Origin of the sequence: Bacillus sp. JNUCC-22, assembly GCF_018861275.1 — a bacterium.
GTDB lineage: Bacteria > Bacillota > Bacilli > Bacillales > Bacillaceae > Bacillus > Bacillus velezensis.
Genome location: NZ_CP076408.1, coordinates 1,160,249 through 1,186,931, shown reverse-complemented (window position 1 = coordinate 1,186,931; position 26,683 = coordinate 1,160,249). Strand labels below are relative to the sequence as shown.

Annotated in this window: 30 protein-coding genes, 1 tRNA gene, 4 pseudogenes and 1 riboswitch; of the genes and pseudogenes, 15 read left to right on the top strand and 20 right to left on the bottom strand. The window is 40.7% G+C overall.

The window, feature by feature from the left end; genetic code table 11:
• Window positions 1–5: 5 nt before the first annotated feature.
• The 7 genes from JNUCC22_RS06140 (at window position 6) to JNUCC22_RS06110 (ending at window position 8,863) form a co-directional block, all read left to right on the top strand.
• Window positions 6–1,703: a PTS lactose transporter subunit IIBC gene (locus JNUCC22_RS06140; RefSeq protein ID WP_015239654.1), complete on the top strand. Its 1,698-nt coding sequence runs from the start codon at window positions 6–8 to the stop codon at window positions 1,701–1,703.
• Between the two features lie 15 nt (window positions 1,704–1,718).
• Window positions 1,719–2,888, top strand: coding sequence for a galactokinase (locus JNUCC22_RS06135; RefSeq protein WP_216062216.1), 1,170 nt, complete (start codon window positions 1,719–1,721; stop codon window positions 2,886–2,888).
• A 3-nt stretch (window positions 2,889–2,891) separates the two neighbouring features.
• Window positions 2,892–3,884, top strand: coding sequence for a UDP-glucose 4-epimerase GalE (gene galE / locus JNUCC22_RS06130; RefSeq protein ID WP_216062215.1), 993 nt, complete (start codon window positions 2,892–2,894; stop codon window positions 3,882–3,884).
• 1 nt (window position 3,885) lies between these two features.
• A complete protein-coding gene (gene galT / locus JNUCC22_RS06125) occupies window positions 3,886–5,385 on the top strand; it encodes a UDP-glucose--hexose-1-phosphate uridylyltransferase (protein WP_216062321.1) in 1,500 nt (499 codons plus the stop codon).
• A 51-nt stretch (window positions 5,386–5,436) separates the two neighbouring features.
• Complete coding sequence (locus tag JNUCC22_RS06120; protein ID WP_032866133.1) at window positions 5,437–6,549, top strand: glycoside hydrolase family 53 protein; 1,113 nt, start codon at window positions 5,437–5,439, stop codon at window positions 6,547–6,549.
• Window positions 6,550–6,834: 285 nt separating this feature from the next.
• The gene (locus JNUCC22_RS06115; RefSeq protein ID WP_007407329.1) at window positions 6,835–7,308 is read left to right on the top strand and encodes a MarR family transcriptional regulator; all 474 of its coding nucleotides are present in this window, start codon (window positions 6,835–6,837) and stop codon (window positions 7,306–7,308) included.
• 142 nt (window positions 7,309–7,450) lie between these two features.
• Complete coding sequence (locus tag JNUCC22_RS06110; RefSeq protein ID WP_216062214.1) at window positions 7,451–8,863, top strand: MDR family MFS transporter; 1,413 nt, start codon at window positions 7,451–7,453, stop codon at window positions 8,861–8,863.
• Between the two features lie 99 nt (window positions 8,864–8,962).
• Here JNUCC22_RS06110 and JNUCC22_RS06105 read toward each other — a convergent pair whose 3' ends face one another.
• The 17 genes and pseudogenes from JNUCC22_RS06105 to JNUCC22_RS06040 all read right to left on the bottom strand — a co-directional run bounded on the left by JNUCC22_RS06105 (window position 8,963) and on the right by JNUCC22_RS06040 (window position 18,268).
• Complete coding sequence (locus JNUCC22_RS06105) at window positions 8,963–9,265, bottom strand: putative quinol monooxygenase (protein WP_223254689.1); 303 nt, start codon at window positions 9,263–9,265, stop codon at window positions 8,963–8,965.
• Window positions 9,266–9,365: 100 nt separating this feature from the next.
• The gene (bla, locus tag JNUCC22_RS06100; RefSeq protein WP_136803358.1) at window positions 9,366–10,286 is read right to left on the bottom strand and encodes a class A beta-lactamase; all 921 of its coding nucleotides are present in this window, start codon (window positions 10,284–10,286) and stop codon (window positions 9,366–9,368) included.
• Window positions 10,287–10,422: 136 nt separating this feature from the next.
• Window positions 10,423–10,623: pseudogene (locus JNUCC22_RS06095) on the bottom strand (hypothetical protein); the annotation flags it as partial.
• A gap of 166 nt (window positions 10,624–10,789) precedes the next feature.
• Window positions 10,790–11,266, bottom strand: a complete 477-nt coding sequence (locus JNUCC22_RS06090; RefSeq protein ID WP_064116074.1) for a hypothetical protein — start codon at window positions 11,264–11,266, stop codon at window positions 10,790–10,792.
• Between the two features lie 32 nt (window positions 11,267–11,298).
• Window positions 11,299–11,937 (bottom strand): hypothetical protein, encoded by a 639-nt coding sequence (locus tag JNUCC22_RS06085; RefSeq protein WP_064116073.1) that lies wholly within the window; start codon window positions 11,935–11,937, stop codon window positions 11,299–11,301.
• A 131-nt stretch (window positions 11,938–12,068) separates the two neighbouring features.
• Complete coding sequence (locus JNUCC22_RS06080; protein ID WP_064116072.1) at window positions 12,069–12,524, bottom strand: hypothetical protein; 456 nt, start codon at window positions 12,522–12,524, stop codon at window positions 12,069–12,071.
• A gap of 115 nt (window positions 12,525–12,639) precedes the next feature.
• Entirely contained in the window at window positions 12,640–13,209 is a 570-nt protein-coding gene (locus JNUCC22_RS06075; protein ID WP_064116071.1) for a hypothetical protein, read from the bottom strand.
• Between the two features lie 115 nt (window positions 13,210–13,324).
• Entirely contained in the window at window positions 13,325–13,528 is a 204-nt protein-coding gene (locus JNUCC22_RS06070) for a DNA-binding protein (RefSeq protein ID WP_229024218.1), read from the bottom strand.
• A 124-nt stretch (window positions 13,529–13,652) separates the two neighbouring features.
• Window positions 13,653–13,772: pseudogene (locus tag JNUCC22_RS19690) on the bottom strand (sigma factor-like helix-turn-helix DNA-binding protein); the annotation flags it as partial.
• Window positions 13,773–13,839: 67 nt separating this feature from the next.
• Complete coding sequence (locus tag JNUCC22_RS06065) at window positions 13,840–14,199, bottom strand: hypothetical protein (RefSeq protein WP_216062213.1); 360 nt, start codon at window positions 14,197–14,199, stop codon at window positions 13,840–13,842.
• Window positions 14,200–15,461: 1,262 nt separating this feature from the next.
• On the bottom strand, window positions 15,462–15,836 hold the full coding sequence (locus tag JNUCC22_RS06060; protein WP_216062212.1) for a hypothetical protein: 375 nt from the start codon (window positions 15,834–15,836) through the stop codon (window positions 15,462–15,464).
• Window positions 15,837–15,889: 53 nt separating this feature from the next.
• Window positions 15,890–16,003: pseudogene (locus JNUCC22_RS19685) on the bottom strand (hypothetical protein); the annotation flags it as partial.
• Between the two features lie 74 nt (window positions 16,004–16,077).
• Window positions 16,078–16,449, bottom strand: coding sequence for a UPF0715 family protein (locus JNUCC22_RS06055; RefSeq protein WP_080129801.1), 372 nt, complete (start codon window positions 16,447–16,449; stop codon window positions 16,078–16,080).
• Between the two features lie 47 nt (window positions 16,450–16,496).
• Window positions 16,497–17,195, bottom strand: coding sequence for a hypothetical protein (locus JNUCC22_RS06050; protein ID WP_216062211.1), 699 nt, complete (start codon window positions 17,193–17,195; stop codon window positions 16,497–16,499).
• A 68-nt stretch (window positions 17,196–17,263) separates the two neighbouring features.
• The gene (locus tag JNUCC22_RS19615; protein WP_257727110.1) at window positions 17,264–17,398 is read right to left on the bottom strand and encodes a hypothetical protein; all 135 of its coding nucleotides are present in this window, start codon (window positions 17,396–17,398) and stop codon (window positions 17,264–17,266) included.
• Between the two features lie 42 nt (window positions 17,399–17,440).
• Window positions 17,441–17,671, bottom strand: coding sequence for a hypothetical protein (locus tag JNUCC22_RS06045; RefSeq protein WP_012117323.1), 231 nt, complete (start codon window positions 17,669–17,671; stop codon window positions 17,441–17,443).
• A 48-nt stretch (window positions 17,672–17,719) separates the two neighbouring features.
• Window positions 17,720–18,268 carry a hypothetical protein gene (locus JNUCC22_RS06040; protein WP_216062346.1) on the bottom strand — a complete coding sequence of 183 codons (549 nt, stop codon included), beginning with the start codon at window positions 18,266–18,268 and terminating at the stop codon, window positions 17,720–17,722.
• Between the two features lie 453 nt (window positions 18,269–18,721).
• On the opposite strand from JNUCC22_RS06040, the gene JNUCC22_RS19610 reads away from it, so the two are divergent.
• From JNUCC22_RS19610 to JNUCC22_RS19490, 8 genes and pseudogenes are all read left to right on the top strand, one after another.
• A complete protein-coding gene (locus JNUCC22_RS19610) occupies window positions 18,722–18,853 on the top strand; it encodes an EndoU domain-containing protein (RefSeq protein WP_289847945.1) in 132 nt (43 codons plus the stop codon).
• An 85-nt stretch (window positions 18,854–18,938) separates the two neighbouring features.
• Complete coding sequence (locus JNUCC22_RS06030; protein WP_007610697.1) at window positions 18,939–19,274, top strand: hypothetical protein; 336 nt, start codon at window positions 18,939–18,941, stop codon at window positions 19,272–19,274.
• A gap of 1,426 nt (window positions 19,275–20,700) precedes the next feature.
• Window positions 20,701–21,006 carry a YjdJ family protein gene (locus JNUCC22_RS06025; RefSeq protein WP_017417551.1) on the top strand — a complete coding sequence of 102 codons (306 nt, stop codon included), beginning with the start codon at window positions 20,701–20,703 and terminating at the stop codon, window positions 21,004–21,006.
• Between the two features lie 60 nt (window positions 21,007–21,066).
• Window positions 21,067–21,615, top strand: a complete 549-nt coding sequence (locus JNUCC22_RS06020) for a hypothetical protein (RefSeq protein ID WP_216062210.1) — start codon at window positions 21,067–21,069, stop codon at window positions 21,613–21,615.
• Window positions 21,616–22,014: 399 nt separating this feature from the next.
• Window positions 22,015–22,110 (top strand): annotated as a pseudogene (locus JNUCC22_RS19680) (hypothetical protein); the annotation flags it as partial.
• Between the two features lie 69 nt (window positions 22,111–22,179).
• Window positions 22,180–22,500, top strand: a complete 321-nt coding sequence (locus tag JNUCC22_RS19500) for a hypothetical protein (protein WP_252729729.1) — start codon at window positions 22,180–22,182, stop codon at window positions 22,498–22,500.
• A 143-nt stretch (window positions 22,501–22,643) separates the two neighbouring features.
• The gene (locus JNUCC22_RS19495; RefSeq protein WP_252729728.1) at window positions 22,644–23,225 is read left to right on the top strand and encodes a site-specific integrase; all 582 of its coding nucleotides are present in this window, start codon (window positions 22,644–22,646) and stop codon (window positions 23,223–23,225) included.
• Entirely contained in the window at window positions 23,168–23,773 is a 606-nt protein-coding gene (locus tag JNUCC22_RS19490; protein WP_252729726.1) for a site-specific integrase, read from the top strand. Before JNUCC22_RS19495 ends, JNUCC22_RS19490 begins: the two co-directional genes overlap by 58 nt.
• A gap of 68 nt (window positions 23,774–23,841) precedes the next feature.
• On the opposite strand, the gene JNUCC22_RS06005 is transcribed toward JNUCC22_RS19490, so the two are convergent.
• From JNUCC22_RS06005 to JNUCC22_RS05995, 3 genes are all read right to left on the bottom strand, one after another.
• A tRNA-Val gene (locus JNUCC22_RS06005) sits at window positions 23,842–23,914 on the bottom strand.
• A 138-nt stretch (window positions 23,915–24,052) separates the two neighbouring features.
• On the bottom strand, window positions 24,053–25,228 hold the full coding sequence (gene metC, locus JNUCC22_RS06000; protein ID WP_007409073.1) for a cystathionine beta-lyase: 1,176 nt from the start codon (window positions 25,226–25,228) through the stop codon (window positions 24,053–24,055).
• A complete protein-coding gene (locus tag JNUCC22_RS05995; protein ID WP_012117314.1) occupies window positions 25,221–26,342 on the bottom strand; it encodes a methionine biosynthesis PLP-dependent protein in 1,122 nt (373 codons plus the stop codon). Before JNUCC22_RS05995 ends, metC begins: the two co-directional genes overlap by 8 nt.
• 69 nt (window positions 26,343–26,411) lie before the next feature.
• A riboswitch (SAM riboswitch) is annotated at window positions 26,412–26,537 on the bottom strand.
• Window positions 26,538–26,683: the final 146 nt, after the last annotated feature.

The following is a 26,683-nucleotide window of genomic DNA, read 5'->3' as shown; positions in this document are numbered from 1 at the left end:
GAAAAATGAACGGTATCATCAAGCAAATCGAAAAGGGAAAACCGTTTTTTGAAAAAATCTCAAGAAACATTTATTTAGGCGCGATCCGCGACGGCTTCTTAACTGCCATGCCTGTTATTTTATTCGCCAGCATTTTTATCCTCACCGCCGCTGTGCCGGAAGTGTTGGGTTTCACTTGGCCTAAAAGTGTTTCTGAATGGCTTTGGAAAGTTTATAACTATTCAATGGGCGCCCTCGGTCTGATCGTTGCGGCAACAAGTGCGAAATGCCTGAGTGAATCAATGAACCGAAAAATGCCGAAAAACAAAGGGATCAACCCCGTTTCAGCGATGCTTGCTTCAGTCGTCGGGTTTCTCATTTTAAGCGTCACTCAAATCGATGGCGGATTCTCCACGGAATACCTCGGCACAAAAGGTCTTTTAGCCGCTTTTGTATCCGCTTTCATAACAGTGAACGTTTACAGATTCTGCGTGCTGAAAAATATTACGATTAAAATGCCTAAAGAAGTACCGGGTACCATTTCACAAACATTTAAAGATGTTTTTCCGTTCGCTTTTTCCGTTTTGGCCATGGTGATCGTTGATTTATTGATCAGGAACACGCTGAACGTATCGTTTGCAGAGGCTCTCTCCTCTCTCTTATCGCCGTTTTTTACCGCCGCAGACGGTTATCTGGGGATTTGTGTCATTTGGGGAATGATGGCGCTGTTCTGGTTTGTCGGCGTTCACGGGCCTTCTATTGTGGAACCGGCCATCGCAGCTATTATTTACGCAAATGTGGAGGCGAACCTTCAGCTTCATAATGCCGGTGAGCAGGCGTCCAACGTGCTGACCGTCGGACTCGGGAACTTCGTCGGCACAATGGGAGGAACCGGCGCAACCCTTGTGGTTCCGTTTATCTTTCTTCTTTTCGCGAAATCCAAGCAATTGAAAGCAGTCGGAAAAGCATCCGCGGTTCCGGTGTCTTTCGCAGTAAACGAACCTCTGCTCTTTGCTGCGCCGATCATTTTAAATCCTTATTTTTTCATTCCGTTTGTTGTAACGCCGATGGTGAATGTCTGTCTGTTTAAATTTTTCGTGGATGTCATCGGAATGAACAGTTTTATGTATGTTCTTCCGTGGGCCACCCCGGCGCCCGCCGGCTTGATTCTCGGAACCGGCATGGGGCTCTCGGCTTTTGTGCTGACAGCTGTATTAATCATTGTCGATTTCCTGATATACCTGCCATTCTGTAAAGCTTATGACAAAGTATTAGCGGCGAAAGAAGCCCAACACACCGAGCCTGAAACCGCGCCGCAAACATTACAGCCCGCCATGGCCGGCGCCTCCGAAGACGCGTCCTCCGTCATCAGCACAAATCTTCAGGAATCCTCATCCGCCTTGGAACACAGCACCAATGTGTTAGTGCTGTGCGCCGGAGCGGGAACGAGCGCCATGCTTGCGAACGCACTGACAGAAGGAGCCGAAGAATATAACGTGCCGATTACCGCCTCAGCAGGCGCCTACGGATCCCATTACGACATCATGAAAGACTTCGATATGATCATTTTGGCTCCGCAGGTCGGCTCTTATTACGATGACATTAAAGAAGATGCGGACCGCCTGCAAGTGAAACTCATCGCAACGAAAGGAGCAGAATATATCAGCCTCACCAGAAATTCACAAAAAGCCATTCAGTTCATACTGGAGCATACCTCAAAATAGAATCGGAGGTTTATCATGGAAACCAAACTTTTGAAATCAAGATTCGAAGACATTTTCAAGAGAAGTAACGGAGAACTGTTTTTCGCACCCGGCCGGATCAACCTGATCGGGGAACATACGGATTATATAGGCGGCCACGTTCTTCCATGCGCGATCACGATCGGAACTTATGCCGTATGCGCAAAACGCGGAGATCACCAGATCCGGTTATACTCAGAAAACTTTCCTGACAGCGGCATTGTCTGCCTTGATCTTTCCGCCACAGCATACAAAAAAGAAGACGGCTGGGCCAATTATCCGAAGGGGATGATCCATTACCTTCTTAAAGCCGGCGGCCAAATAGACAGCGGAATGGATATTCTTTTTCACGGTACGATTCCAAACGGAGCCGGTTTAAGCTCCTCCGCTTCCATTGAAATGTTAACAGGTTCCATTTTAAGAAAGTTATTCAGCCTGGATGTTTCCGATACTGAACTGGCGCTTATCGGAAAAAGAGTCGAAAATGAATTTATCGGCGTGAATTCAGGCATTATGGATCAATTCGCAGTGCAAAAAGGCAAAAAGAACATGGCCATTCTGTTAAACTGCGATAAGCTTGAGCACGAAATGATTCCGGCTGCTTTTAACGGATATAAAATCGTCATTATGAATACGAACAAGCGCCGGGAGCTGGCGGCTTCAAAATATAATGAACGCCGCAGCGAATGCGACGCAGCTCTTTCAGAACTGCGGCAATATCGGAATATCGCATCACTTGCGGAATTGACGGCAGAAGAATTCAACGAACTCGAATCCCTTCTCTCCTGTGAAACGTTGCGTAAAAGAGCCCGGCACGCGGTCAACGAAAACGAGCGGACCCTCTCAGCTGCGGAGGCTCTCAAATCGAATGATTTGAAAACGTTCGGCGAGCTGATGAATGCGTCCCACCGTTCGTTACGCGATGATTACGAAGTGACCGGTGACGAATTAGACGCGCTCGCTGAAGCAGCCTGGAAAGAAGGAGCGCTCGGAGCGCGGATGACGGGCGCGGGGTTCGGCGGCTGCGCCATAGCCATTGTGGAAAGTGAAGAAACCGCCGGCTTTACCCGGGCCGTTTCATCTCACTACCGCAGCAGGACAGGACTTGAAGCTTCTTTCTACATCGCGGATATAAGCGATGGCGCGGCTGAATGGAGGGAAAAATAAATCATGGCGATTCTCGTTCTCGGCGGAGCCGGCTATATCGGTTCTCATGCGGTTGATCAATTATTAAACAAAGGATTGAAAACGATAGCTGTTGATCATCTGCAGACAGGCCACCGGAAAGCTGTTCATGAAAAAGCAGTTTTTTACCATGGAGATATCCGTGACAAACCGTTTCTTCGCTCTGTGTTTGCGAAGGAGAACGTAACAGGCGTTCTCCATTTTGCCGCTCAATCCCTTGTCGGCGAATCAATGAAAGACCCTCTTTCATATTTCAATAATAATGTGTACGGTACGCAAATTACGCTGGAGGTCATGCAGGAATTCGGAGTGAAACACATTGTGTTTTCTTCATCCGCCGCTGTATACGGCGAACCTGAAAAAGTGCCCATCACAGAAGACATGCCGGAAAAGCCGGAAAGCGCATACGGCGAATCAAAACTCATGGCAGAAAAAATACTGAAGTGGTGCGAAACCGCCTGCGGCATAAAATATGTCTCGCTTCGGTATTTTAACGTTGCCGGCGCGAAAATGGACGGTTCCATCGGAGAAGATCATCATCCGGAAACCCACCTTATCCCTATCCTTTTACAAACCGCGCTCGGTCAGCGCGAGGAGGTTTTGATATTCGGCACTGACTATGAGACAAAAGACGGCACGTGCATCCGCGATTATGTCCATGTTTCCGATTTAATCGATGCCCATATTCTCGCTCTGGAATATTTGCAAAACGGCGGAGACAGCGGCATTTTCAATTTAGGATCAAGCAGCGGTTTTTCCGTATCAGAAATGGCGGAAGCGGCCCGGCAAGTGACCGAAAGAGACATAAAAGTAAGAGCGGCCGCAAGAAGACCCGGTGATCCAAGCACCCTCATCGCTTCCAGCGATAAAGCGCGGAACATTCTGGGCTGGAATCCGAAACAAACGGACATATCGGAAATCATTGCGTCAGCATGGAATTGGCATCGGCATCATCCAAACGGATACAAGGACAAATGAAATGGAGGCGGCGGTCATTGAAGTTTTTGAATCAGTGGCAGGGTTTCTGAAAGAAAGCACTGTCTTAGGCGACATAAATGAAACAGATGTGATTTATACAAGAAACAGACTTCTCGATCTGCTCGGACTGACGGATTATGCAGATCCGAAGCATATCAAGAAACAAAACAGGCTTTACTATTTGGACGAATTGGTGAAAGACGCGGTAAAACGGTCAATCATAAACGATACGCCGGCTGAAAGAGACATGCTGGGAAGCAGAATCATGGACGTGATCACACCGGCCCCTTCTCTGATCAATGCCGCATTCAGCAAATTGTTATCAGATTGCCCGAAAAAAGCAACAGATTATTTTTATAGATTGAGTCAAAACAACGACTATATTAAGACGCGGGCCATTCGAAAAAATATCGTGTACCGCTCACCAACACCTTTTGGAGAATTGGACATCACCATTAATTTATCAAAGCCCGAAAAAGATCCTAAAGACATCGCCGCGGTAAAAAACAGTCCGGAAAACCGGTATCCGACATGCCTGCTCTGTATGGAAAACGAGGGGTATGCCGGAACACCGCATCACCCCGCCCGTTCAAACCACCGCATCATCAGGCTTGACTTAGCGGGAGAACAGTGGGGGTTTCAATACTCTCCTTATGCGTATTACAGCGAGCACGCTATCTTTCTTTCAAGCGTGCACAAGCCGATGAACATCAGCCGCGACAGCTTCAGAAGGCTTCTGGCCATTACGGAAATCTTCCCGCATTATTTCGCGGGATCAAACGCAGACTTGCCGATCGTAGGAGGCTCCATTCTTTCTCACGATCATTATCAAGGCGGCGCCCATGAGTTTCCGATGGCAAAAGCGGGTTCTCTCTACCCTTTTCATATGCGTCATTTTCCAGACGTTCAGGCCGAAGCCGTGAAGTGGCCGGTATCAGTGATCCGCCTTCGCGCAAAAGATCCGGATTTGCTGACCGATGCCGCTGCGTATGTTTTTGAAAAGTGGCGGGAATATTCAGACGAAACCGTCAGCATCATCGCAAAAACGAATGAACCCCATAATACCGTCACTCCAATTGCCAGACGCAGGGGAACGGATTTTGAAATCGATCTCGCTCTCAGAAACAACCGCACCTCCGAAAATTATCCGGATGGCATTTTTCACCCGCATCAAGATGTCCATCACATCAAAAAAGAAAATATCGGTCTGATTGAAGTGATGGGACTCGCCGTTTTACCTCCCCGCCTGAAAGATGAGCTGGCAGAAGTGAAAAAGTATTTACTGAATGAACCTCATGACATCAAAGACATTCATCTTCCGTGGGCCGAAAACATCAAAGCGGATGAAGACGTGACACCGGAAAATGCAGCCGCTGTTTTACAAAAAGAAACCGCGAATGTATTTTTACGCGCGCTGACCGATGCAGGCGTTTTTAAAATGACACCCGAAGGAATTCAGGCGTTTCAGCGTTTCACGACGTTATTGGAGAATGGCAGCTGAAACATTCAGAGTGAAATCAATCAACAATCTTTTTTATCAGGAGGTATTGTGATGTTCAAAAACCGATTGAAACGTGTATTTGTAAACGCAATCTGTCTTTCTCTCATTTTCACTGCTTTTACATTCTTTGAGAAGTCTCCTAAAGCAAAAGCGGAAGCCCCGTTTGCCTATGGCGCTGATATAGGATGGCTGAAACAAATGGAGGACGAAGGTGTGCGCTGGCTGGATGACGGCGGAAAACAGAAAGATGCCTTGCAGATTCTTAAAGATCACGGAATAAATGCCGTGAGACTGAGAGTGTTTGTGAATCCGCCAAGCAGCTATTATTGGCTGAAAGACGGCACAACATGGACCATGCTCGGCTATAGTGACAAAGCGGGCGTACTTGCAGCGGCAAAAAGGGCAAAAGCGTTAGGAATGAAGGTAATGGTTGACTTCCATTACAGTGATGTGTTCGCTGATCCCGGCCACCAGATCAAGCCGAACAAATGGACCGGCTATTCAAACAGCCAGCTGCAGGCAGCCGTGTATAACCATACGTACGATGTCATGAAAGAACTTAAAAATCACGGCATCTCCCCTGATTGGGTGCAAGTAGGAAATGAAATGAATTCAGGAATTTTACTGCCCGACGGCAGCACGAACGATTTCAGCAAATTGACCGCCTTACTGAACAAAGGCTATGACGCCGTGAAATCCGTCAGCCAGGCCACCAAGGTCATCAGCCATTTGGCACACGGCACGGACAACGCCCTATTCAGATGGTGGTTTGATCAATTCATTAAAAACGGAGGAAAAACCGACATCATCGGCGTTTCGTTCTATCCCTATTGGGAAGGCAAGCCGTACTGGGAGCTCACCAGCCATTTATCATCTAATTTGAATGACATCGCCTCACGCTACAACAAGGAAGTCATGGTGGTTGAACTGGGCGGAGATGAAAATAATCCGAAAGATTCCTACTGGACCATAAAAGACACCATAAAACTGGTGAAAGCGGTTCCGAACGGCAAAGGAATCGGCGTATTTTACTGGGAACCCGAAGCTCACTCCAGCGTTCTGTCAGACGCGTACCCATTAGGCGCAACCGCCAAAGTGTCTAAAAACGTCTTGAAATACACAACCGCAATCGACGCTTTTCATGATGCCGCAACAGGAAAATGATTGATGCGAATCTCAAGCAGGCTCATTGTGCAGCCTGCTTTTTTATAAGGCTGTAGTGTTGGCCTGTTATGAAACAGAGCAAGTAACGAATACGGAAAGAAAAATACCCGAAAACCCACGTTTCGGTTAAAAAGCCGCTTTTTAAATAGAATACTTCTTCTCTTCCCCCTCCTTCTTATTTCTGCGCACTATCTCTCAGTTCCTAAATAATAACTTTACGATTGTTGAAAAAGAAACAAACATTTTATAATATTGTGTAAGCACCACCGAGCAGGAGGACGGGACATGGACAAAAAAGAACAGCTCCTCACGGATTTCAGGGACTTTTTTAACAAGATGGTGTGGCTGAATAGGCTGAAGATGGAAGAAAGCCTTAAGGGGCATAAACCTTCTGAAGTGCATTGCATCGAATTCATCGAAAAAATTGAAGACGCCAATGTGACTAAACTTGCGGAGTCCCTTTATATGACAAGAGGCGCCATAAGTAAATTAACGAAGAAGCTTATCAATAAAGGCCTTATTGAAAGCTATCAGAAGCCGCTTAACAAGAAAGAAATCTATTTCAGGCTTACTGAGCAAGGAAAAGTCATTTATAAAATTCACGAGGAATTGCACAAAGAGTTTCAAGAACGGGACAAAATCGTGTTTGAACAAGTAACTGATGAACAATTTGACACGATGCTGAACTTCGTGGAAACATACAGCAGGCATTTGGATTCAGAAATAAAGAAACTTGGTGCAGACATGAAATCGGAATAAATATGAATAAAACCATAGGCAGCCCTTCTCCATGAAAACGGGCTGCCTTTTTATATCCCTCTTATTGTTGACAAAGAAACAAAGTCACTCTATTATTTTGTTGACAAGGAAACAAAGACAGCAATTTTGAGAGGAGAGTAATATGTCAACACATAAAAGAAAGGAACTTCGGGTGCCAAAAGAAGTTCTCACAGCCGCCTGGGCTATTGCACTGGGAGCAATCGCTCCAATGCTTGACTCTACGATGGTAAACATCGCCATCGACAAACTGACCAAAGACTTCAACACGACATTGGATACCATTCAGTGGTCCGTTACAGGCTATGTCTTAGCACTTGCGATTGCAGTACCCGTATCCGGCTGGCTTATGAATAAATATAACGGTAAGAAAATCTTCATCGGCTCAGTCATCGCCTTTGGTGTCATTTCTGTTTTTGCGGGGATGAGCCGTGACGTTTCCAGCTTCATCTTCTTCCGTTTGCTTCAAGGATTCAGCGCCGGTATTATGACTCCGCTTATGTCAACACTCTTGGTTAAAACGGCAGGTCCGGAAAACCTGGGAAAAGTGATGGCAATCGTCAGCACCCCTATGATCTTCGGCCCGATCTTAGGACCTGTCATCGGAGGCTTCATCGTCCAAGGCGCTTCATGGCATTGGATTTTTTACATCAACGTGTTCATCGTTTTGATTGCTGCACCGCTTATGATGAAAACCATTCCAGAATTTGAACCATTCAACAAAGATCGTAAACTCGATATTTTCGGGATTATCAATTTGTCATTAATGAGCGCGGCATTGATGTACGGTATTACAAAAGCGGCGGATCATGCATCATTTAACAATAGCGACACCATTTTATGGGTGGGCATCGGTCTTGTTTCAGCAGTCATTTATCTTGTATATAATCTGATCCAGAAAAACCAAACCGTGCTGCCTATGAATTTGTTTGCAAACAAGAGCTTCTTATCATCTTCGATCGGGTTGTTCTTAGCGAATGTTGCCATCATGGGGCCGATGTTAATACTTCCGCTGTTTTTTCAAAACATTCGTCATTTCACGGCAGCCGGAGCAGCACTCGCTTTAATCCCTCAAGGAGTCGGAATGCTCGTGACTCGTCCGCTGATCGGAAAAATGATTGATAAGATCGGTGCGAAATACGTGGTTACGGTCAGTCTTGTTCTTTCGCTGATCGGATCTATCCCGCTTATTTTTATCACCGATAACACAAATATGATTTGGATTTCCGTCGTATTATTTATCCGCGGCACCAGTTTTGGAGGAATTATGCTCCCATTAATGAGTGACGCTTATACAGGTCTTGACAGCAAACAGCTTCCGGAAGCGGGTGTCGGTATTCATATGATTGAAAACCTCGGTTCCAGCTTTGGGTCAGCTGTGATCGCAACCGTTACCGCAACTGTCATACAAGGATTGCAGCCGACGATTTCGAACAGTTTAAAAGGCTACCATGCCGGATTCTTAGTATCCGTCATCATCCTTGCGGCCATCTTCATTCCAAGTCTGTTCCTTACCCATAAAAAGACTGCCATATAAAGAACTTTTTAAAGTAAAAAACCCTTGCACAGCAAGGGTTTTAGTGAATGAAACTGATGATTGTTGCCGGCAAAGTCAGCCAACAACAGACAAAGCCTTTTACTCATTCACATTGCTTTTCATTAACCATTCTACTTCCGTTAATTCTTGTTTTTGAACGTCTTTTGTATGTTTTTTCGTAAAATGGACTTTAACAGCTTCTTCGTTTTCCCAAATCTCCCAAAGCATGAGTTTGCGTTCTGATGGTTCGAGCGGATAAGCATGGAACTGAATACAGCCTTCTTCTTTGTTCGTTTCTTCCTCAAGTTTTTTGAACTCTTTCATTATTTCATTAAGGTCTTTATCACTGATGATTTTTAAGCATGCCGTTATGTAATGCATCGAAATTCCCCCTCTTCCCATCTTTTTATGGCTTTACATTATAACATTTATCGAAAAACGAAACCGGCATACCGCATTCTCAACATATAAAAAACCGTCCATAAAAAATGAACGGCAATGTTTATTTAAGAGCATTTAGAGCGACTTTTGCAGCCTCAGCGATAAGAGCATTATTATAATTGGCATCTTCCGTAAACCGGTTTGACAGGATTGCCAAAACAATTGGGGCTCTGTCAGGCGGCCAAACGATCGCAATGTCGTTTCGTGTGCCGTAGCTTCCGGCTCCGGATTTATCGCCGACTTCCCATCCTGCAGGAGCGCCTGCCCGAATCAGTTCGTCGCCGGTAGCGTTGCCCCGCATCCAATCTGTTAAAATCGTGCGCTTGTCAGCCGTGAGAGTGTTACCCAAAGCGAAAGTCTTAAGGTCAGTCGCCAGTGCTTTTGCGGTGCTTGTGTCACGACGATCCCCGGGAATCGCAGAGTTTAGATCCGTCTCGAATCGATCAGCTTTTGTTACATGATCCCCGATCTGTTTCAATGACTTTTCAAAACCTTTGGGGCCGCCAAGCTGCTGGAGCAATAGGTTCCCGGCGGTATTATCGCTGTAACGGACAGCGGCTTCTGAGATTTCTTTCAGGCTCATGCCTGTATCCAGGTGTTTTTCTGTGATTGGAGAATATGTAACTAAATCGTCTTTGCTGTAGCGGATGATGGCATTAAGTTTTTCATTTGAGCTTTTCTTCAGAACAGCAGCTGCAGCCAGAACTTTATAGGTTGATGCGTAAGCAAACCGTTCATTCGGCCGATAGGCGATTGTCTTGTTTGAACCTGTATCAATCGCATAAACGCCGAGCCTGGCATCAAATTTTTTCTCAAGCTGAACAAATTTCTGATTCGTTATACAGCTTGTCATTTTTGCGTCCTCTATGGATTTCGCTTCAGCATGCGCTGAGCCGAATAAAGGATTGAAACCGGTAAAGCTTAAACATAAAAGTCCAATGCATATTCCAAATTGTATTCCCGCTTTATTTTTCACATCCAGACCTCCTCATTATAATGTTTTTGTATACATCTTCTAATTAACATTACAAACAGGATGAAAGTCAATATATTTCCTGTGTGATGTTTTCCGTGACAGTTAGGAAATCAGCTGAAAATTTAATTGAAAACACCCCTGACTCTTCAATGGATAGTGTTTCTTCCGGCAGATATTTCGAGAAGAACCCATGTGATACAGCGTTTGATTTCTTGCCGGAGCCGCCCCGCCGCTGTTTTTACGATTTAATGGTGTTCACTGACACCCCGTATTTCTCGGCAAGATCCTTGTATTTCATGCCTTTGACGTAATCCTTATACGCCTGTATGTGCTTTTCAGCCATCTACATCCACCGCCGCCCCCTTCTGATTCGTGTTTGTTTTTGAAAAGATATTCCCTCTAAACCGACGCCGCACTCAGACCGTTAACCGCCAATAGTTTTTCTGAGGCTTCCGGAATCGGTTTAAAGAGAATATAAAAAAGACACCTCTAAGGTGTTTTTAGAGGTGCTATGTGATTTTATGATACTTCCTGTATAACTTCAGATAAGTTTTGGAGGTACTATCTAAGAAAACCAAAAAATGTTTGTATTTAAGGTAATACGCCTCTTCGAAATAAATTTCTGCTCCCTCACCTTCCAAAAACAGCCCCCAAATATGTAAATCATCCGCCTCTAAAAGATGAATATTCTCTTCAATTAGAGGCTTAACCAAATCAATGGCAAAGTCCCAAGCGCTTGAATTGGGTTCCCGTAATGGTTCATTATTTTTACGGAAAATATCAGCTAAATCTAAGCTATCATAAACTTTTAATTTAATAATATACAGTTTATTATATAATAATTTCAGCTTATCCTTTTCTAATAGCTGAACATGACTTCTTTTCTCTTGCCAAACTTCCTTAATTAAGGTTATGCCGGTAGTAAAAAGAATGGTAAAGGCGGAGGCGAGAATCGGAATACCTACTAATTTAAAAACATCTATCAAATTTTCACCTTCTTGAGATTTATTAAATCACTTTAATTCTTGAGAACAAAAATTTGATTATCTATTTTTCCAGTTCTCCGTTCTGACTCATTAAAATCCATTTTGCAAAATTTCAGTTTCTCATTCGTTTCCATTACAATTCTTATAACAATCTTATAAATATAATCCAACTCCGTTTTTTGGAACACTTCTAATTGAATCTCATCAAGATCTTTTTTTGTATAATATTCATGACAGTACCTGTATCCTACTGCTAGTTTTAATAATTCTTGTGATGCATATTGTTTATTTCTCATGATTAGCGCAATTATATTTTTTTTGTCAAACCTAGTTATCGCGGTCTCTACATCTTCTCCTATTACTTTTTCTTCTCCTGTAACCAAATTGGTTTGTATTTTTTTAATTCTTTTAGCCAATTCTATAAAGGGAACCTCCTTCATAGAATTCAGCTCATCAATGTGATGAAACTTCCTTAAAAACTCCGATTGACATACTATCGCATAAAGTTCCTTATATAACTCATTAAGCTGCTTAAAGTAATGATCTCTTTTGAATTGTTTTATACTTACCATGAAATCAGTTTTATTTTGAACCAATTTAAATAAAATGTTAACTATAAGCGTTAATATAGCGGTAGCTATCGCAAGGCCTAAACTATCTGCTAAATCCATTATTTCACCCCTCTCCCTCTTTATTATCTGCAAAAGAGAGTGACAATGGAACCACTGGCGAAATTTGTCGAACGATTTATCGGAGTCAGTTTACAGAAAACATAAAAAGCACCCCGAAGGATGCTATAGACTCAAGAAATTAGACTTATTAATAATTCTTGGAAGTTGTCCTTTTCTAGAACTGTCTCTTTTCTATCACTTTTTGACCTATTATCAACAAGAAACCATGTCCCCTGTCGAATTTCTAAATAGAGATCGCTTACAGGTACAGTCGTTCCTCCTAATACGAAGCGGACTTTAATTTCATCTATCTTCTCAAAGTCTTTCATAGGCGAAACTATCAGTATCTTTTTTTTCTCAAAATGAAGGACAAGACCGATTACATCTTCATACAATCCAAATTGATGGTTTGATTCATCGAATTTGACGAAACCATTATTTTTTGTCTCTTCAAGCCACAGCTTCATGGAACTTATGATACTTCGAAATTTTTCTAAGTTGTTATCCCGTGTTAGCTGGATAATATTTTGCGCATTTTCTTCTTCTCTTTTTTTCTCTGCTAAGAAATCAGTTAACTTATCACTCATCTTTTCACCTCCCACCTTATTATCGGTTAAGGATATGACAAAGGAACTATTTGCAAAATTTGTCGAACGAAAGTGTCTTTCATAAATAGGTGGTAACCGTAAGACAAAAATGCACCTATTGAGTGCTTGAAGATTCGTCCTGTGTATTTTGTTTTTTTAATTCTTCATATTCATCTTTACATTCTTCGATTATATCTTTTAGATAGTTCCTTTTATCAATTTTTCCAGCCATTCTGTACAAATATAAACCATATCCGATTGCAATAATTAGAAAACATAAAAAAACATAGAACACTGCCACTTGAAAAACAGGTGAGTAATCTATTGATTTTGTCAGACTTAAAAATTTTTCTTTACTTAATTTTTCTTCACCTAAATAACTTCTTAATAGAGTATTGTAGAAGGTAAGAGTTACAGTTATTAATGCTATCGCCATTGTTGCTACAATAGATAACAATACTGCGAAAAAAGTAAAAGGAATGTTATAAATAGGTTGACTATCTTTGGCACCTTCAATTGACGACTTCGTCCTACGTAACATTCTCTCTATATCGGTTAAATCGTGATCCATTACAATTGACTTTCTTAAGTCTGCTTGTTCATCAAATGTTAAATTGTAAATTTCCCCATACCTGTTTTCCAAATATTTTTTTACATATTTTGATTTCCCAAATTCTCTAGTCATTTTTTTCGCCTCCCAAATTATTATCGGCAGCTAGGGAGCGTATTAGAAGCTATTGCAAAATTTGTCGAGAATTCCCCAGTATAAAACACCCTTTTGACAGGGTGCTCATTTCCTTCTATGTTTTTGAGAATCCAAAATATTCTCTTTCAGATAAATCCAGTTCCGAGACGTTTCTTTTCATCGGCTCGAATTCCCCTCTTTTAACTAACTGGTTTAGGTATTGACGAGTGAAGCCCAATAATTCAATTGCTTCGCTTGTATTAACGGTTTCCTCATTTAAGAACCGTTTAATTGCATCGCGTTCTTTAAGATTGTACATTAACATCATCCTCTTTGAATTCCCTGAATTGCAACAATAAACAATACCATTATACCTATATAAATAACAGTATTTAAATATTTTTTGAAAACTTTTCTTATATTTCAATAAATAAACAACCTATTCATGCTAAACAGAATAGGCTGTGATCTGCTCTATTTTTCATTTTCAGGCGGGAACGTTCAATGTTCTTCTGCACAGTTCCTTTTTTAATCCCCAATAACTGCGCGATCTCTTCGGCAGACGGCGCAACGGCCTCTGCTATAATACAACGGATAAATGATTGCCTTGAGTAGTTTTTTTCATTGTCATTACTTCCCCTGTTTTTTGTATTCTGCGATTTCCCTAGGGGTAGCCTTCCGGACTCCGTCTGTGTCTGTCCTGTTTGCCACTTGAGCGCCTTCCATGTTTTTTATCTCGCTGACTACTCCCAAATGCTCTAAATACACATGATCACCAATCTTGAAACGATTCAGTTTGGCCCGCTCCTCTGTCATACTCCTGTATTCAGTCGCGGCTTTCATTTTTAATTCAGCCAGACACATTTGACAAAGGGTTACTGTTACAGAATTGCCGTTAAAATCAGTAAACGAAACCGATCTGACAGATTCCTTTTCCGGGTGCATCGTGCATGTTTTCTTCATAGGCGATGGCCGTGTAAATTCAATCATTCCGCTTCCTCCTCAAAAAAGTCGCTTCGTCCCTCTGACGTAACAGCAGATGAATGGGAAGTTCCATACACCCGCATTCAAACCGTCACAATTACATGGAGATTGCCTTTCCTTCGCCGTCTGACGGATATTCATCCATCCTGCATAGCTGTAAGCCTATATTCCTTTATATTCCCAATGCTTGCCGTACTTCCCTGTTAGGATGAAATTTCCAAAGCTGTGGACCAGTTGCCGCATGTTGGTGCCATGCGAAAAGCCATGTGGACCGCCGTATCCCAATTCATATAGGTAAATTCAGCCCTCTAATATGTGTGTATGTTTTTTAAAGGAGATGCATCACATGATGTTCTAATAACCGATTCAACCTGAACAAAGTGATTTAGTCGACAAAAAGATTGCCGAGAGCAAAAAGAACGGTGAATCTAAAAACGATTGATCTTTCTGAATATGAATTGCTAGTCAACGCATATTCCAAATTAATAAGATAAATAAAAATAGACCCCCTCACAGAATGGTGAGGGGGTCTTGAGTATGTGGCGATATTTCTTTATTAAACTCCAAATGTCTGCATCTCAATACCGTCTGCAGATATACTTTTTCTAGATTGAAATATTTTAAGCATGGATAAGGTAACAACTGAAATAAACGAAGAGATGCAAAAATGGATCGAAGAGGTGATGATTTTGCCGCCATGTTAATGTACAAATATTTAATTAAAAAGGGAGAATTAAACTAGGGTTAGATGTTTCAAATTAACGTACTTCAGAGCTATGGAGAAGAATCATAAAGTACTTGCTTAATTCAGATTCTTCGATTTTGTAAGTACCCTGCAAGAACCATTTTCTTTTGTTCTCCGCACCTTTTTATTCACACCCAGCAACTCGAGCAAGGTCGTCTTCTTCCTAAGTTATTAAAGAAGAGATGTGTTTTTTGGAATAACTACAAAACGCACTGGCCAAAAAGGCCTTGTATGATGACACGCCAATACATTCTCGGTTTTAAAACTTTTTTACTTTTATTTTTTCCACTTAATACTTCATCGTGATGCTCTGCTTTATTTTTCACCTTTATCATTAAAATAAGAGAACCACAATAAACTTATAAACCCAGCGGCTCCTATAATTATAGATATAATGTAAGTCCAATTAAGTAAATCCAAAAACTTTCTCCTTTAAAAAAATTCCAATACATCCAAATAAAAAGATTAGTTCTAACTGTAAGAAATTTTAACATTTTATGTTTTCTTCTGATTAATAAATTCTTTAGTCTTCCTCAAATTTATTTATTCTGCTTAACATTCTCCTATCATTTTTCGAAGCTTTCTTCAGCGGTCTTTTCTCATATGATGACCCTTTATTAATCACAACAAAATCCGAATTATTTTGCACATAAACTTTTGAGTCAGATGATTCATAGTAACCCATAACGTTTTCTAAAACCGTCTTGGAATTGTCTTTATTATATAGATCATAGTTGACCGGCGGTCTGCTGATTGCAAATTTCCCAAAAACAGCAAAATCATCCTTACCGGGAGTATGGCTCGCTCCTTTAATAAATATGACGCTAAATATTAAAATCAAAAAAATTGCAATTAAAGTTCCTGCAAACATAAATTTTTCATTTCTTTTCCAGTTCAACATAAACACCCTTTTCTTTATCATTCCGTGTTGATATAAGTAAATTTCACAATTTATGTACTAACAAATTTAAACAAGCAGCTTCCATTCAAATACTTAAATCGCTGCTGATAAAGGTCTTTCAGGATTGATGCCCATTCACCCCAGCCTTCCGCAACAATGCTTTTTTCTCTCCATCCTCAATCCGTTCACTTCAAAGTTACTCACTCTTCCGAAAGTGTTTTTACTTAGACTCAGTTACTTAACCCGCAACTTTTTGTACAAGAATAGAGTCCCAAACCCAAAAGATCAGAGCAAATAATACGCAGAATAAATATATCTCATAACTCGCTAGTATAGACCCTATTGGATTATAAGGTTCAAAGAGAACGGCCATGATTAGCCATGTAACAAATGAAGATACTGTGTATATTAAGAGATATTTTAAATTGAACCTTCTAGGTTTCCGGTTTAAGATAAGCTGCAATGGCAATTCAAAAATTAAATAACATGTCAACATGATCCCGCTAATTATAAGATAAGGGACATATTCAGCTTGATTCAGGATGATCACATATACCAGTGTGGCACATATGACCGACAAAATAAGGACAGCTAGGTATCTTACCACCATCAAATCTATCTCCCCCTTACGATTAAAAAACAAAAATGCTTGAATTGCTATTTTTCGTAATAATAAGATTTAACCCAAGGATAGATTCTGCCCTTATTTTCACACCATTCAACAAATCCCTTTGATTGTTTTTCTTTAAACAACATCCAGTCATTCAACAAACCTTGATAATAGTTAAGTTGTTCGTTATTGGTTTTTCTTGTTTGTTGACAGTCTATCTTGTTGTTCAACTGCCGGGACTTGGTAAGAAGTGCTTGATCTTCTTTAATATCGCCAAGATATAAATCTTCGGATATGTGATGAAAGGAATACCACAAGGCGTTTAAATGAATATCGATTAACGTTAATAAAGATAGTTGTTCATTACTTCCACCTAGTCTAAGTGCATTATTCAAGTAATCGACACGGTTTTCAGCATTTAAAAACACACCATACCACCTGTATGGTCTTGGATCTTCGGGGTTAGTCTTCATCCACGCTTCAAGCAAAGGCTTTAAAAGATCCATTTCTAAAGGGTGAACAAGTATATGGTGAATATCATCTGATGTTTCTAATAAAGCAAATAGCCAACAAGCAAAATTCTGTTGTGCATGATTATCCCACGTTTTGGCTTCATCGATAAACGAAGATAATGCTTTAAAGGATTCTTTACGTAACCCTTTTTCTTTGAGAGAACAAAACTTTTTAAATAATGGGTATTCATCCAGTCTGTCATTTTTTAAGATATTAGTTAAGACATCTATCATGATTCACATCTCTCTTTGCCTAGAATAAACTTAAACAATTTGAAATACGACATACAATGCAACTTCAGCTACAGCAAATAAATCATATATCTAGCATAATTTAATACATCTTGATCAGTATTTTTCTCTTTTTTAAAAGTCCATGCAAATAAACCTAATACAGTTGCCACTAATGCAATTTCAATTATTGTTAATATTGACATACCTTCCTCCTAAAAAAGGCGAGAGTTCCTTATGATGCATATTTACTTAGTTTCTTCAAAAGAATAATGACAATAAACTGAGTTGCTTTCTTCATATCTAATATATGTATCTTGGGTTAAGAACTTTGTATAGCCGGCTGTTTTGAGTATCGCTTTACTCATCATGAGCATATCCTCCTGGATATCATAATCTGTTTGAATATCCAAATTAACTTTAAATGCTGCATGTAACTCAAAGAACGAATCGTCAAATTTAAATTTCAAAATTTTCATTGCGATCCCCCGATCTGTTTCATTGAAATGCGTCAATTTAGACTAAAACTATAAATCAACCTCAATCGCCTTTTCATATGCCGAATGGAAAATTATTTTGTTATCTTTCCATTCGGCATTACCTGCTCCTAACACATCAAGGTCGTCTTCACCCTCGGTATTTCGGGTCATAATATATACGGTGTCCTTATTCACTTTTCTCATTAAACCAGGGTATAAACTAGGAACATGCACATAAAAATCGTAAAAGTGATTCGTTTCCCCTAAGGTGGCGTTTCTATATTCTATGGTTACTGTTACATTTTTAGCTGGCGAAGAAATAGTCCCGTATGAATCACCAGTTGCCGCCAACAATGCAACTATAAGTACTACTGGAATTGTTAAGCAAATTACATATAATTGCCGTATTTTATATCTACGAGCTAACACAAAAAAACCGACTAAAGTAAGCAGTACAGGGAAAATATAATTTGTTTCCACTACAAAGCTTAAGTAATAACCATCATGAGACATTAAGAAAACAGTTAAATCAAATGCTAAAACCAATACAAAGAAGATTGTTGCTCCATTTATTTTGCGTAATATTTTGTTTACCATAATCATTGCCCCCGTTCATACACCGCACTCGATCATTTGCGATCTGCAGCCTTAGAGTTGCATTATAGCAAAGTAATAGGGGCATCAGTAATAAAGAACAGAAAGACCTATGACAATTTTTAGATCGTACAGCGATCTTTTTCTTCATTCTTCCATGGTAATATCTTGTTGAAGTATTTCGTATGAAAGGACATGATCATGAAAGTTTTCGAAGCAAACAACCTGCTGGCTGCTGCCAAACAGCGCGCGGGTGAATATAAAAAACTGCGCGGTTAGATGGTCAACCTGAAAAAAAGCGTGACAAGGCATGGCTGATCTTGGTGACAATGATTTCTCAGGCCGGGGAGCCGACAACAAAAAGCATGATAGGCGGGAAGATTATACCAGATACAGAAAAGAAACCTGACAAAAATGGAGTGTATATGACAAAAGTTGAAGTCGGGTCTGTAAAAGATAGCGGACTCAAGTTTCTTTCCAAGAGAATGGAACCGCGCTGATGTATTAAAAGCAATTGACGAAGCTTATCATACCAGAAAACAAGTACGTTCAAATAAGTATAGGGGGAATCACTTCAACAGGAATTAAAATTGAAATGTATTTAAATAGTGACGGAACAATAGCAACAGCATATCCGTTATATCAAAAATAATCTTAAAGGTGACCGTGACACATGAAATATTCATACAGGTTTGATAAAGATCCATTTGGTGATATAAAAATAGTTCTACCAGAAGAAATCAGCATTTTCTCTGACTTCATTGAAAATATTACAACAATAGAACAAACTGATGAGTATATAGAATACATTCAGAATGTTTTAAATGGGATACATGAGGATTTTGAAATTGATTTAAATGGGATAAGTGTATTGATAAAAAAAGATGTTACCGATGTTGAAAACCCTTTTTTAATCGATGACCCTTATAAAAACTCAATAGAAACAGACCAATTTAAAGAGTTGTTATTAATATGGAGAAATAAAATTCCTGAGATATTTAAAGATTAAGTACATTCATTATTCTACGAGCCGGTATTCAAATTGCCCAGAGGACCAAAATATTAAAGCCTTTCTCATAAGAGAGGGGCTTATATAGTGCGTGAAATTTGAGTAACATGTCAGACAGCACTTGCCGAAAAGGTCGGAAAGTATAGTTCTGTTCTGAGTGATCAAAAAAACATTAGTAAAATAAAAAAAGGCTCTCTAATCCTGATAGTAGACCTCCTAATGCCTTAAACAAGTTACAGAATAAATAAAACAATACATTGAATGGCTCAAGATAAAAGAAAGCCCTTCTCTTATGAGAAGGGCTTTATCTATGTTTTAAATAGGATAGACTGTCTTCAGTCCGTAGAAAAGCACATCGAGATTGCTCGTAGTATTCCGTAAAGTACGTTCCTTTTTGACGAGTTTTCCTGTTCTATTTACGGACATATTACCGCCTCCGTTCGGTTAAGTCACCGAAATAAAACTGCTACCTTGTCGTTGGTAGGACCGCTACCCTGCGCCTTAATACGCCTAAGTCATCGCCTAAGTCAACGCAATAAAAAACGGCTAGAAACGTTGATATAACGCCTCTAACCGCCGTGTATGATTCCGACTGGGCTCGAACCAGCGACCTCTACCCTGTCAAGAACGAGACACGTATTCTGACTAATCTTTAACAATCCTAAATAATTGCCCAAACCCTTGCCATATCAAGCTTCACGGGATTTAATTTCCTGATTGGTATTTGTTGTTTCTAAGTAGTTTAAAATGTTCGTGTGACTCCATGGTGACACGAAAAGACCCGCTGCACAATTTGTTATGAATGGAGTAACAAAACAGGACTCCATCCAACCCTCAGAATTATAGGAGTGTACAAATCAACATACCTTCACCTTGAGGGTATGCAAAAGAAATCTTTAAATCCAATTTTGGGTTAAACCATGTACAAATTGACGACGGTTCAAAAACACTTGCTGCACAATTCGGCAATTTGACGATTCGATATCTGCTGTTCACCGAAATCGGTAATCATTTCGTATCTGCTCATCTTTTCGGAATTTCCGAAAATCATTTTAGAGTTGATCACGCAAATTTTGCCTGATCATATTGTGTTTTGAATTAGTTCGTGCCAATTTGGCACAATCAAACGATACCGTTTAGTCGTTCACATTATGAACGAGCTCTATACTTACTCATCGGAAATTTAGAGAACGGACTTTTCCGTTTTCTAAAATATCCAGGAGACAATTTGTCCGTTTGCTCTATGGTTTGAAAGATTACTTCGATTCTTTTGACACCTTAAAAATTGTTTATTATTCTTTATTGTGGTAAAATAATGCTTGGTTTTCTCTGGATGTTAATCAATTAGTATACAAGACTTTAAGTAATGAATTCTATTCTCTTTTCAACATAGAAAACAAATTGTTATGATTTGGAGGCATTAAATGTGAAGAAAATACTTTTAGTTGTTCAACTTGGATTGTCTTTTCTGATCTTTCTATCTTTAATTGCTGTGAATTGGTATCAAGGAAGTGAACTTGCTTCAGATATATTCGAGTGGAACTATACAGCTAAGTTCTCCAAACTATTTAATGGGGTTGATAAAATCACCAGCCCAGATCAAATTTCTCAATTAGATTTTTTCATTTACTCTGCTAAACACTATCCAGTGGTTACCACTTTAATGATATGTTCATTTATTTATGTTCTGATATCACTCTTCTTCCTATTAAAAACATTGAAAAACAAATAGATAATATATGACATATGTGGTATAATTTACCCGCAATAACTACATATGGAGGTAAAAACATTGAAAAAAGCTTTATTTTTAACTTTCTTTGTCGGTTTGTTGATTTTTGGCTCTCTAACCCCTATTTCTGCTAGTGCAGAAGAATCAAAAGGAACTAACACCCCAGCTTCAACTCAAGTAGAGTATTATGATGCAAACAATAAACTTGTAAGTGTAGAGAGCTATACGGAAGAAAAGCAAGCTACAAGCACACCTTCTACAAAATTCTTCTCATTGGCTGCATCCAAAAAAGGTGTTTCGTATTATGATTTCGGTAAGACGACTTTCTCAAACTATATTTGGGTAAAAGGTGGATACGCCTTCAAAAACCCTGGTGCAATGTCTATAGAATTAAATAATAGACCTAAACAATTTGAAGTAAGAATGTATGCTTCTAATAAAAAAACTTACATTGGTAAAGGTGTAGCTAAGAATGCATCTGGGTGGGTTCCATTTGATTGGAGATCACTTAGAAAAAAAGGAAGTTCATACACTTTTAAACTAGTGAGTGCCGCCAATTCTGGAAAAATCACTGTAAACAATGGAACTCTTGAATACAATGTTAACTAAATTAAAGTGGTTGAGAAGAAGCAGGTTATACTTGCTTCTTCTTTTATTGGCTAAGATTATTATTTTTAAAAACTCACAAACTCCCCTTATACTCATTCAGCAGCGTTCTTCTTTTCGCTCGGTTGTAGATCATATCGTACCGTATTCTCGCCTGTCTTCGTTGGGATATTGTTAACGTCTTATCTCCCATCATCTTGAGAAACATTTCTAAATCCTCGTACTCCTTCTTGGTTACAGACACTTTCAATCGTTTAACCTCCATTCATCGTCAAAACTTTTGTTATTTGTCTTGACTTTTCTTTTGATTTTTTGCTTGATTGGTGAGACTTTGGACAACGGCTGGGCAAGTTGTCTGCCTGAATTTGCTTGTAAAAAAAATAAACAAACTCAGGCAGGCGACTGAAACTTGATTGTATATCAACTAATTCTCAAGAGCTTTCAAAATCATTAGGTAAGTCCGGAGCGTACATTAGTCAAATTGAAAATGGACACAACAAGAATCCGGATTACAACACATTATTAGAGCTATTTAGAAAGCTTGGAATCGCAGAAGAGAATTTAGAAATGTACTTAGAAGCTCTTGGTTTTAAGTCTCCTGAAAAAATAGCAGCTGAAAAGGCAGCAGAAGAAGCCTGGATCGAACGGGAAATTGAGTTAATGAATGATCCTGAGTACCAAAAACACTTACTTGAACAAGCTGAAGCTATACGAATCCAAGAGCAACATGCAAGCTATGATGAAATGATAAATAAAAAAATAAATGAGATTAAAAACGACCTTGATTGGTACTATACGATAAACCCTAGTGAATTCGGCACAGTCATCGAAAACCTTCATAAGCTGATGTTATCAATGGGAGATTCCCCTGAAACTTCCGATTTCTAGTTTCTTTATTCCGTAAAGATATAACAAAGTTCAATAAAGACGCTAAGGAACATATTATCAGTGCATTAAAAGAAGGTTACGAAAAAAGCAATACCGGATGGGGAGAGCGCCCTAGCTGGTAAAAATAAAAAGGAGAACGATTAATGGCATCAGTAAAAAAAGATAAGAGAAACGACAATTGGTACTATGTGTTTGATATAGGGAAAGATGAGAACGGCAGACGGAAGCAGCGTAAACGAAGTGGGTTCAAGTTAAAGAAAGATGCAGAAGAAGCATTAAGGGAAGATCTCCAGTTATATCACTCTGGGGATCTTCTTAAAGATAATGATTCAACCTTCAAGGAATTGGTTGAGTATTGGCTTAACATCAAAACTCCAGATGTAAGCAACCAAACTCTAAAGGTTTATCATTATAATTTGAAAAATCATATACTCCCCGCCTTTGGAAGCATGAAACTAAGCGATATAACAACTCAAAAGGTACAAGCATTTATAACAAGGTTAGTTAATGCCGGCTTATCTGCTGCCACAATAAAGAAGATATATCATGTACTCAACAATGTAATGAAAACAGCTGTCCAAGATGAGTTTATTAGAAAGAATCCAGTCGAAAAAGTTAGGAAGCCATCAGTTAAGCGCAAAGAAGTTGAGTTTGGTCAGCGGAACAGATGTCTTTATTTCTGGATCACACTAAAAACAGTCGTTATTATATCGCATTTTGGTTAGCGATTTCTTTCGGGCTTAGACAAGGTGAAATTTTAGGCTTGCGTTTCAAGGATATAGACTTCAATAATGGCGTTTTGAGAATTGTTCAAACACTAGAACACTCTGGTGGCCAAACAAAATACGGTGGAAAATCATCGACAAGCACACGCACCATCGACTTATCAGAGCATGATATCCATATACTGAAGAAACAAAGAAGTCGTGTACTGAAAGATAAGAGTTTATGCGGAGGACTCTATACAGACCGAGATTTAGTTGTATGTACAGATACAGGGAATGCAATCAATCCAAGGAACCTTTTAAGACAGTTCAAAGCTTATTTAAAGCAGCTTGATTTACCTGATATCCCATTCCATAACCTTAGACACTCTCATGCATCCTTACTGTTAACAAAGTTTCATCCTAAAGTCGTTCAAGAAAGGTTAGGGCATAAAGATATCCAGGTTACGCTTAACACCTATTCGCATTTAATGCCAAACATGCAAAAGGATGCTTCCACATTTATCAGTGGCATCTTACAAGGCAAACAAAAAGAGGAATCACATTAAATTGTGACTCCTCTTTCTTGTGACTCCAGTGTGACACGAGTAAGTGTCCAACACGCTGAAACCCTTGATGATTCCGACTGGGCTCGAACCAGCGACCTCTACCCTGTCAAGGTAGCGCTCTCCCAGCTGAGCTACGGAATCATGATATGTATGTGTTGCTGGGTATGTTGTTGTCTCTCTGACATTTATAATTATATATCCTGATTTCTCATTCGTCAACACTTTTTTTATCTAAAATAAAAAAAGGGCGCGTCGCAAAATTGACGGCGCCCTTTTCGTTTATGATCTCACTTGGGCAGGGGTTATTTTTTTCAATGCCTGTTCGAAGTCCCGTTCTAAATCTTCGGCGTTTTCGACTCCGACGCTCAAGCGCAGAAGGCCGTCTGTGATGCCGCGTTTCTCCCTCTCTGCTTTCGGCATGGCGGCATGCGACATGGCTGCAGGGTATGAGAGAATGGATTCGACAGCGCCGAGGCTGACGGCAAATACCGGAAGCGATACGTTTTCGACCAGCTTTTTGACGGCTTCTTTGCTTTCCAATTCAAAAGACAGGACGGCGCCCGCTCCGCTCGCTTGCCGTTTATGGGTATCGGCTCCCGGGTGTCCGGCAAGGCCGGGATAGTAAACGTTTTTGATGGCGGGATGCCCGTCAAAATAGGCAGCCAGCCGCTCAGCCGTCCGGCTCGCTTTTTCCAGTCTGACCTGCAATGTTTTTAAGCCTCTCAATACGAGCCAGCAGTCCTGAACGCCGAGCACCGCTCCAAATGAGTTTTGCAGCTTATACAGCTGATTGCCGAGCTCTTCATCCTTTACGGCGGCAAGGCCTGACAGCACGTCACTGTGTCCGCTTAAAAATTTCGTCGCACTGTGGAGCACGATATCTACACCGAGATCAAGCGGACGCTGCAGAGCAGGCGTCATAAAAGTATTGTCAAGGTATGTCAGACAGCCGTGATCCTTTGCCAGTTTGACGACGCCCTTAATATCCGTGATGCCGAGCGTCGGGTTTGACGGTGTTTCCATATAGATGGCTTTCGTATTCGGCCGGATGGCGCGGGCGACCGCTTCTGTGTCCGTCATATCGACAAAGGTATGTTCGATCCCGAAACGGGACAGAACCTCAGTCACCATGCGGAATGTTCCGCCGTACACATCCTCCGTGACGAGGACATGGTCGCCTTGGGATAAGAGCAGAAATGCCGTCGAAATCGCCGCCATTCCCGAGCTGAAAGCAAAGCCTCTCGTTCCGCCTTCAAGACCTGCGATCGTTTCTTCAAGCGCTGTTCTTGTCGGTGTGCCTGAGCGGCTGTAGTCATATGTCCCGAATTCTTCAAATGAAGACTGATGGAATGTGGAAGCATGCTGGATCGGGACGCTGACGGCTCCGGTGGCTCCGTCTGTTTTAAATGGATTGTGCACGAGCTGGGTTTCCAGCGTCCAATTGTGATTACTCATATGACACGGCCCCCTCTTTTACTTGCTGTAATGCCTGCTTTACATCCCGCTTCAAATCTTCTGCATGTTCAATGCCCACTGAAAATCTCAGCAGACGGTTGCAGACGCCGTTTGCGATACGGATGTCTTCAGGAATATCCATGTGCGTCTGTGTCGCGGGGTATGTAATAAAGCTTTCCACCCCGCCGAGACTTTCTGCGAAACAGATCGTTTTCAGCGCCTTTAAAAACGGATTGACCCATTCCTCTTTTTGCAGCCGGAAAGACAGCATCCCGCCTTTTCCGGGATATAACACATCGGCGATTTCTTCTTCCTGTTCTAAAAATTCCGCAAGTTCACGGGCGTTTTCTTCATGACGGCGCATTCTGAGTCCGAGTGTTTTCATCCCTCTCATTAAAAGCCACGAATCAAACGGCGGGAGAACGGCGCCGATCGCATTTTGGTGATTAAACATGATCTCGCCGAGCTCTTCATCCTTTACGACAGCAAGACCGGCAAGGAGATCATTGTGCCCGCCTAAATATTTTGTGGCGCTGTGAATGACGATGTCCGCTCCCAGTTCAAGCGGACGCTGGAGCACCGGGGTATAAAACGTATTATCCACAATCAAAAGCAGGCCGGCTTCTTTCGTAATCCGGGCGATTTTTTCAATGTCCGCCTCCTGCATTAACGGGTTTGTCGGTGTTTCAACAAATACCGCTTTCGTGTTTTCCGTTATTTTGGAGCGTAAACAGTCTTCATCGCTGAAATCATCGTAAATAAAGCTTAAGCCGTATTTTCTCCATTCGTTTTCAAACAAACGGTACGTGCCTCCGTATAAATCGGAGGATACAATCAATTCATCTCCGCTTTTAAATAAAGCCATAATCGTTTGAATGGCTGCCATTCCCGAGCTGAAAGCAAAGCCTCTCGCACCGTTTTCCAACACGGCGATAGCGTCTTCAACGAGCTGGCGTGTCGGGTTTTTCGTACGCACATAATCAAAGCCTGTAGATTCTCCAATTCCTCTATGGCGATAGGCGGTGGACAGATAAATCGGCGGACTGACCGTTCCCGTTGCTTCTTCGCTTCTATTTCCGATTTGGGCTAATTTTGTATCAACATGCTGCGTCATCAGTAAGCACCATCCTTTTTCAAAAATAAAAAAGCCCCCTCTTCATAAGAAGAAGGAGCTTTTCTCTTCCTCTTATCTTCCAAGCATGTGAATCGCTTGCTGGATTTAGCACCTTGGCACTTTGCCTTCCCGCGGCAAAGCAAACCGGTTGCTGAGGTTTCAAAGGGCCAGTCCCTCCACCTCTCGTGATAAGAATATTGTTTTGTATTTTCTGATTGTTCTATATTAACGCACTATAAAATGAATTTCAATAACTTTTTATTTATCTGAACTCTCGCAAGAAGTGCATCTGAAGAAAGAAATTTCTAATAATTCATGGTACAATAGGAAAAAACCATCAA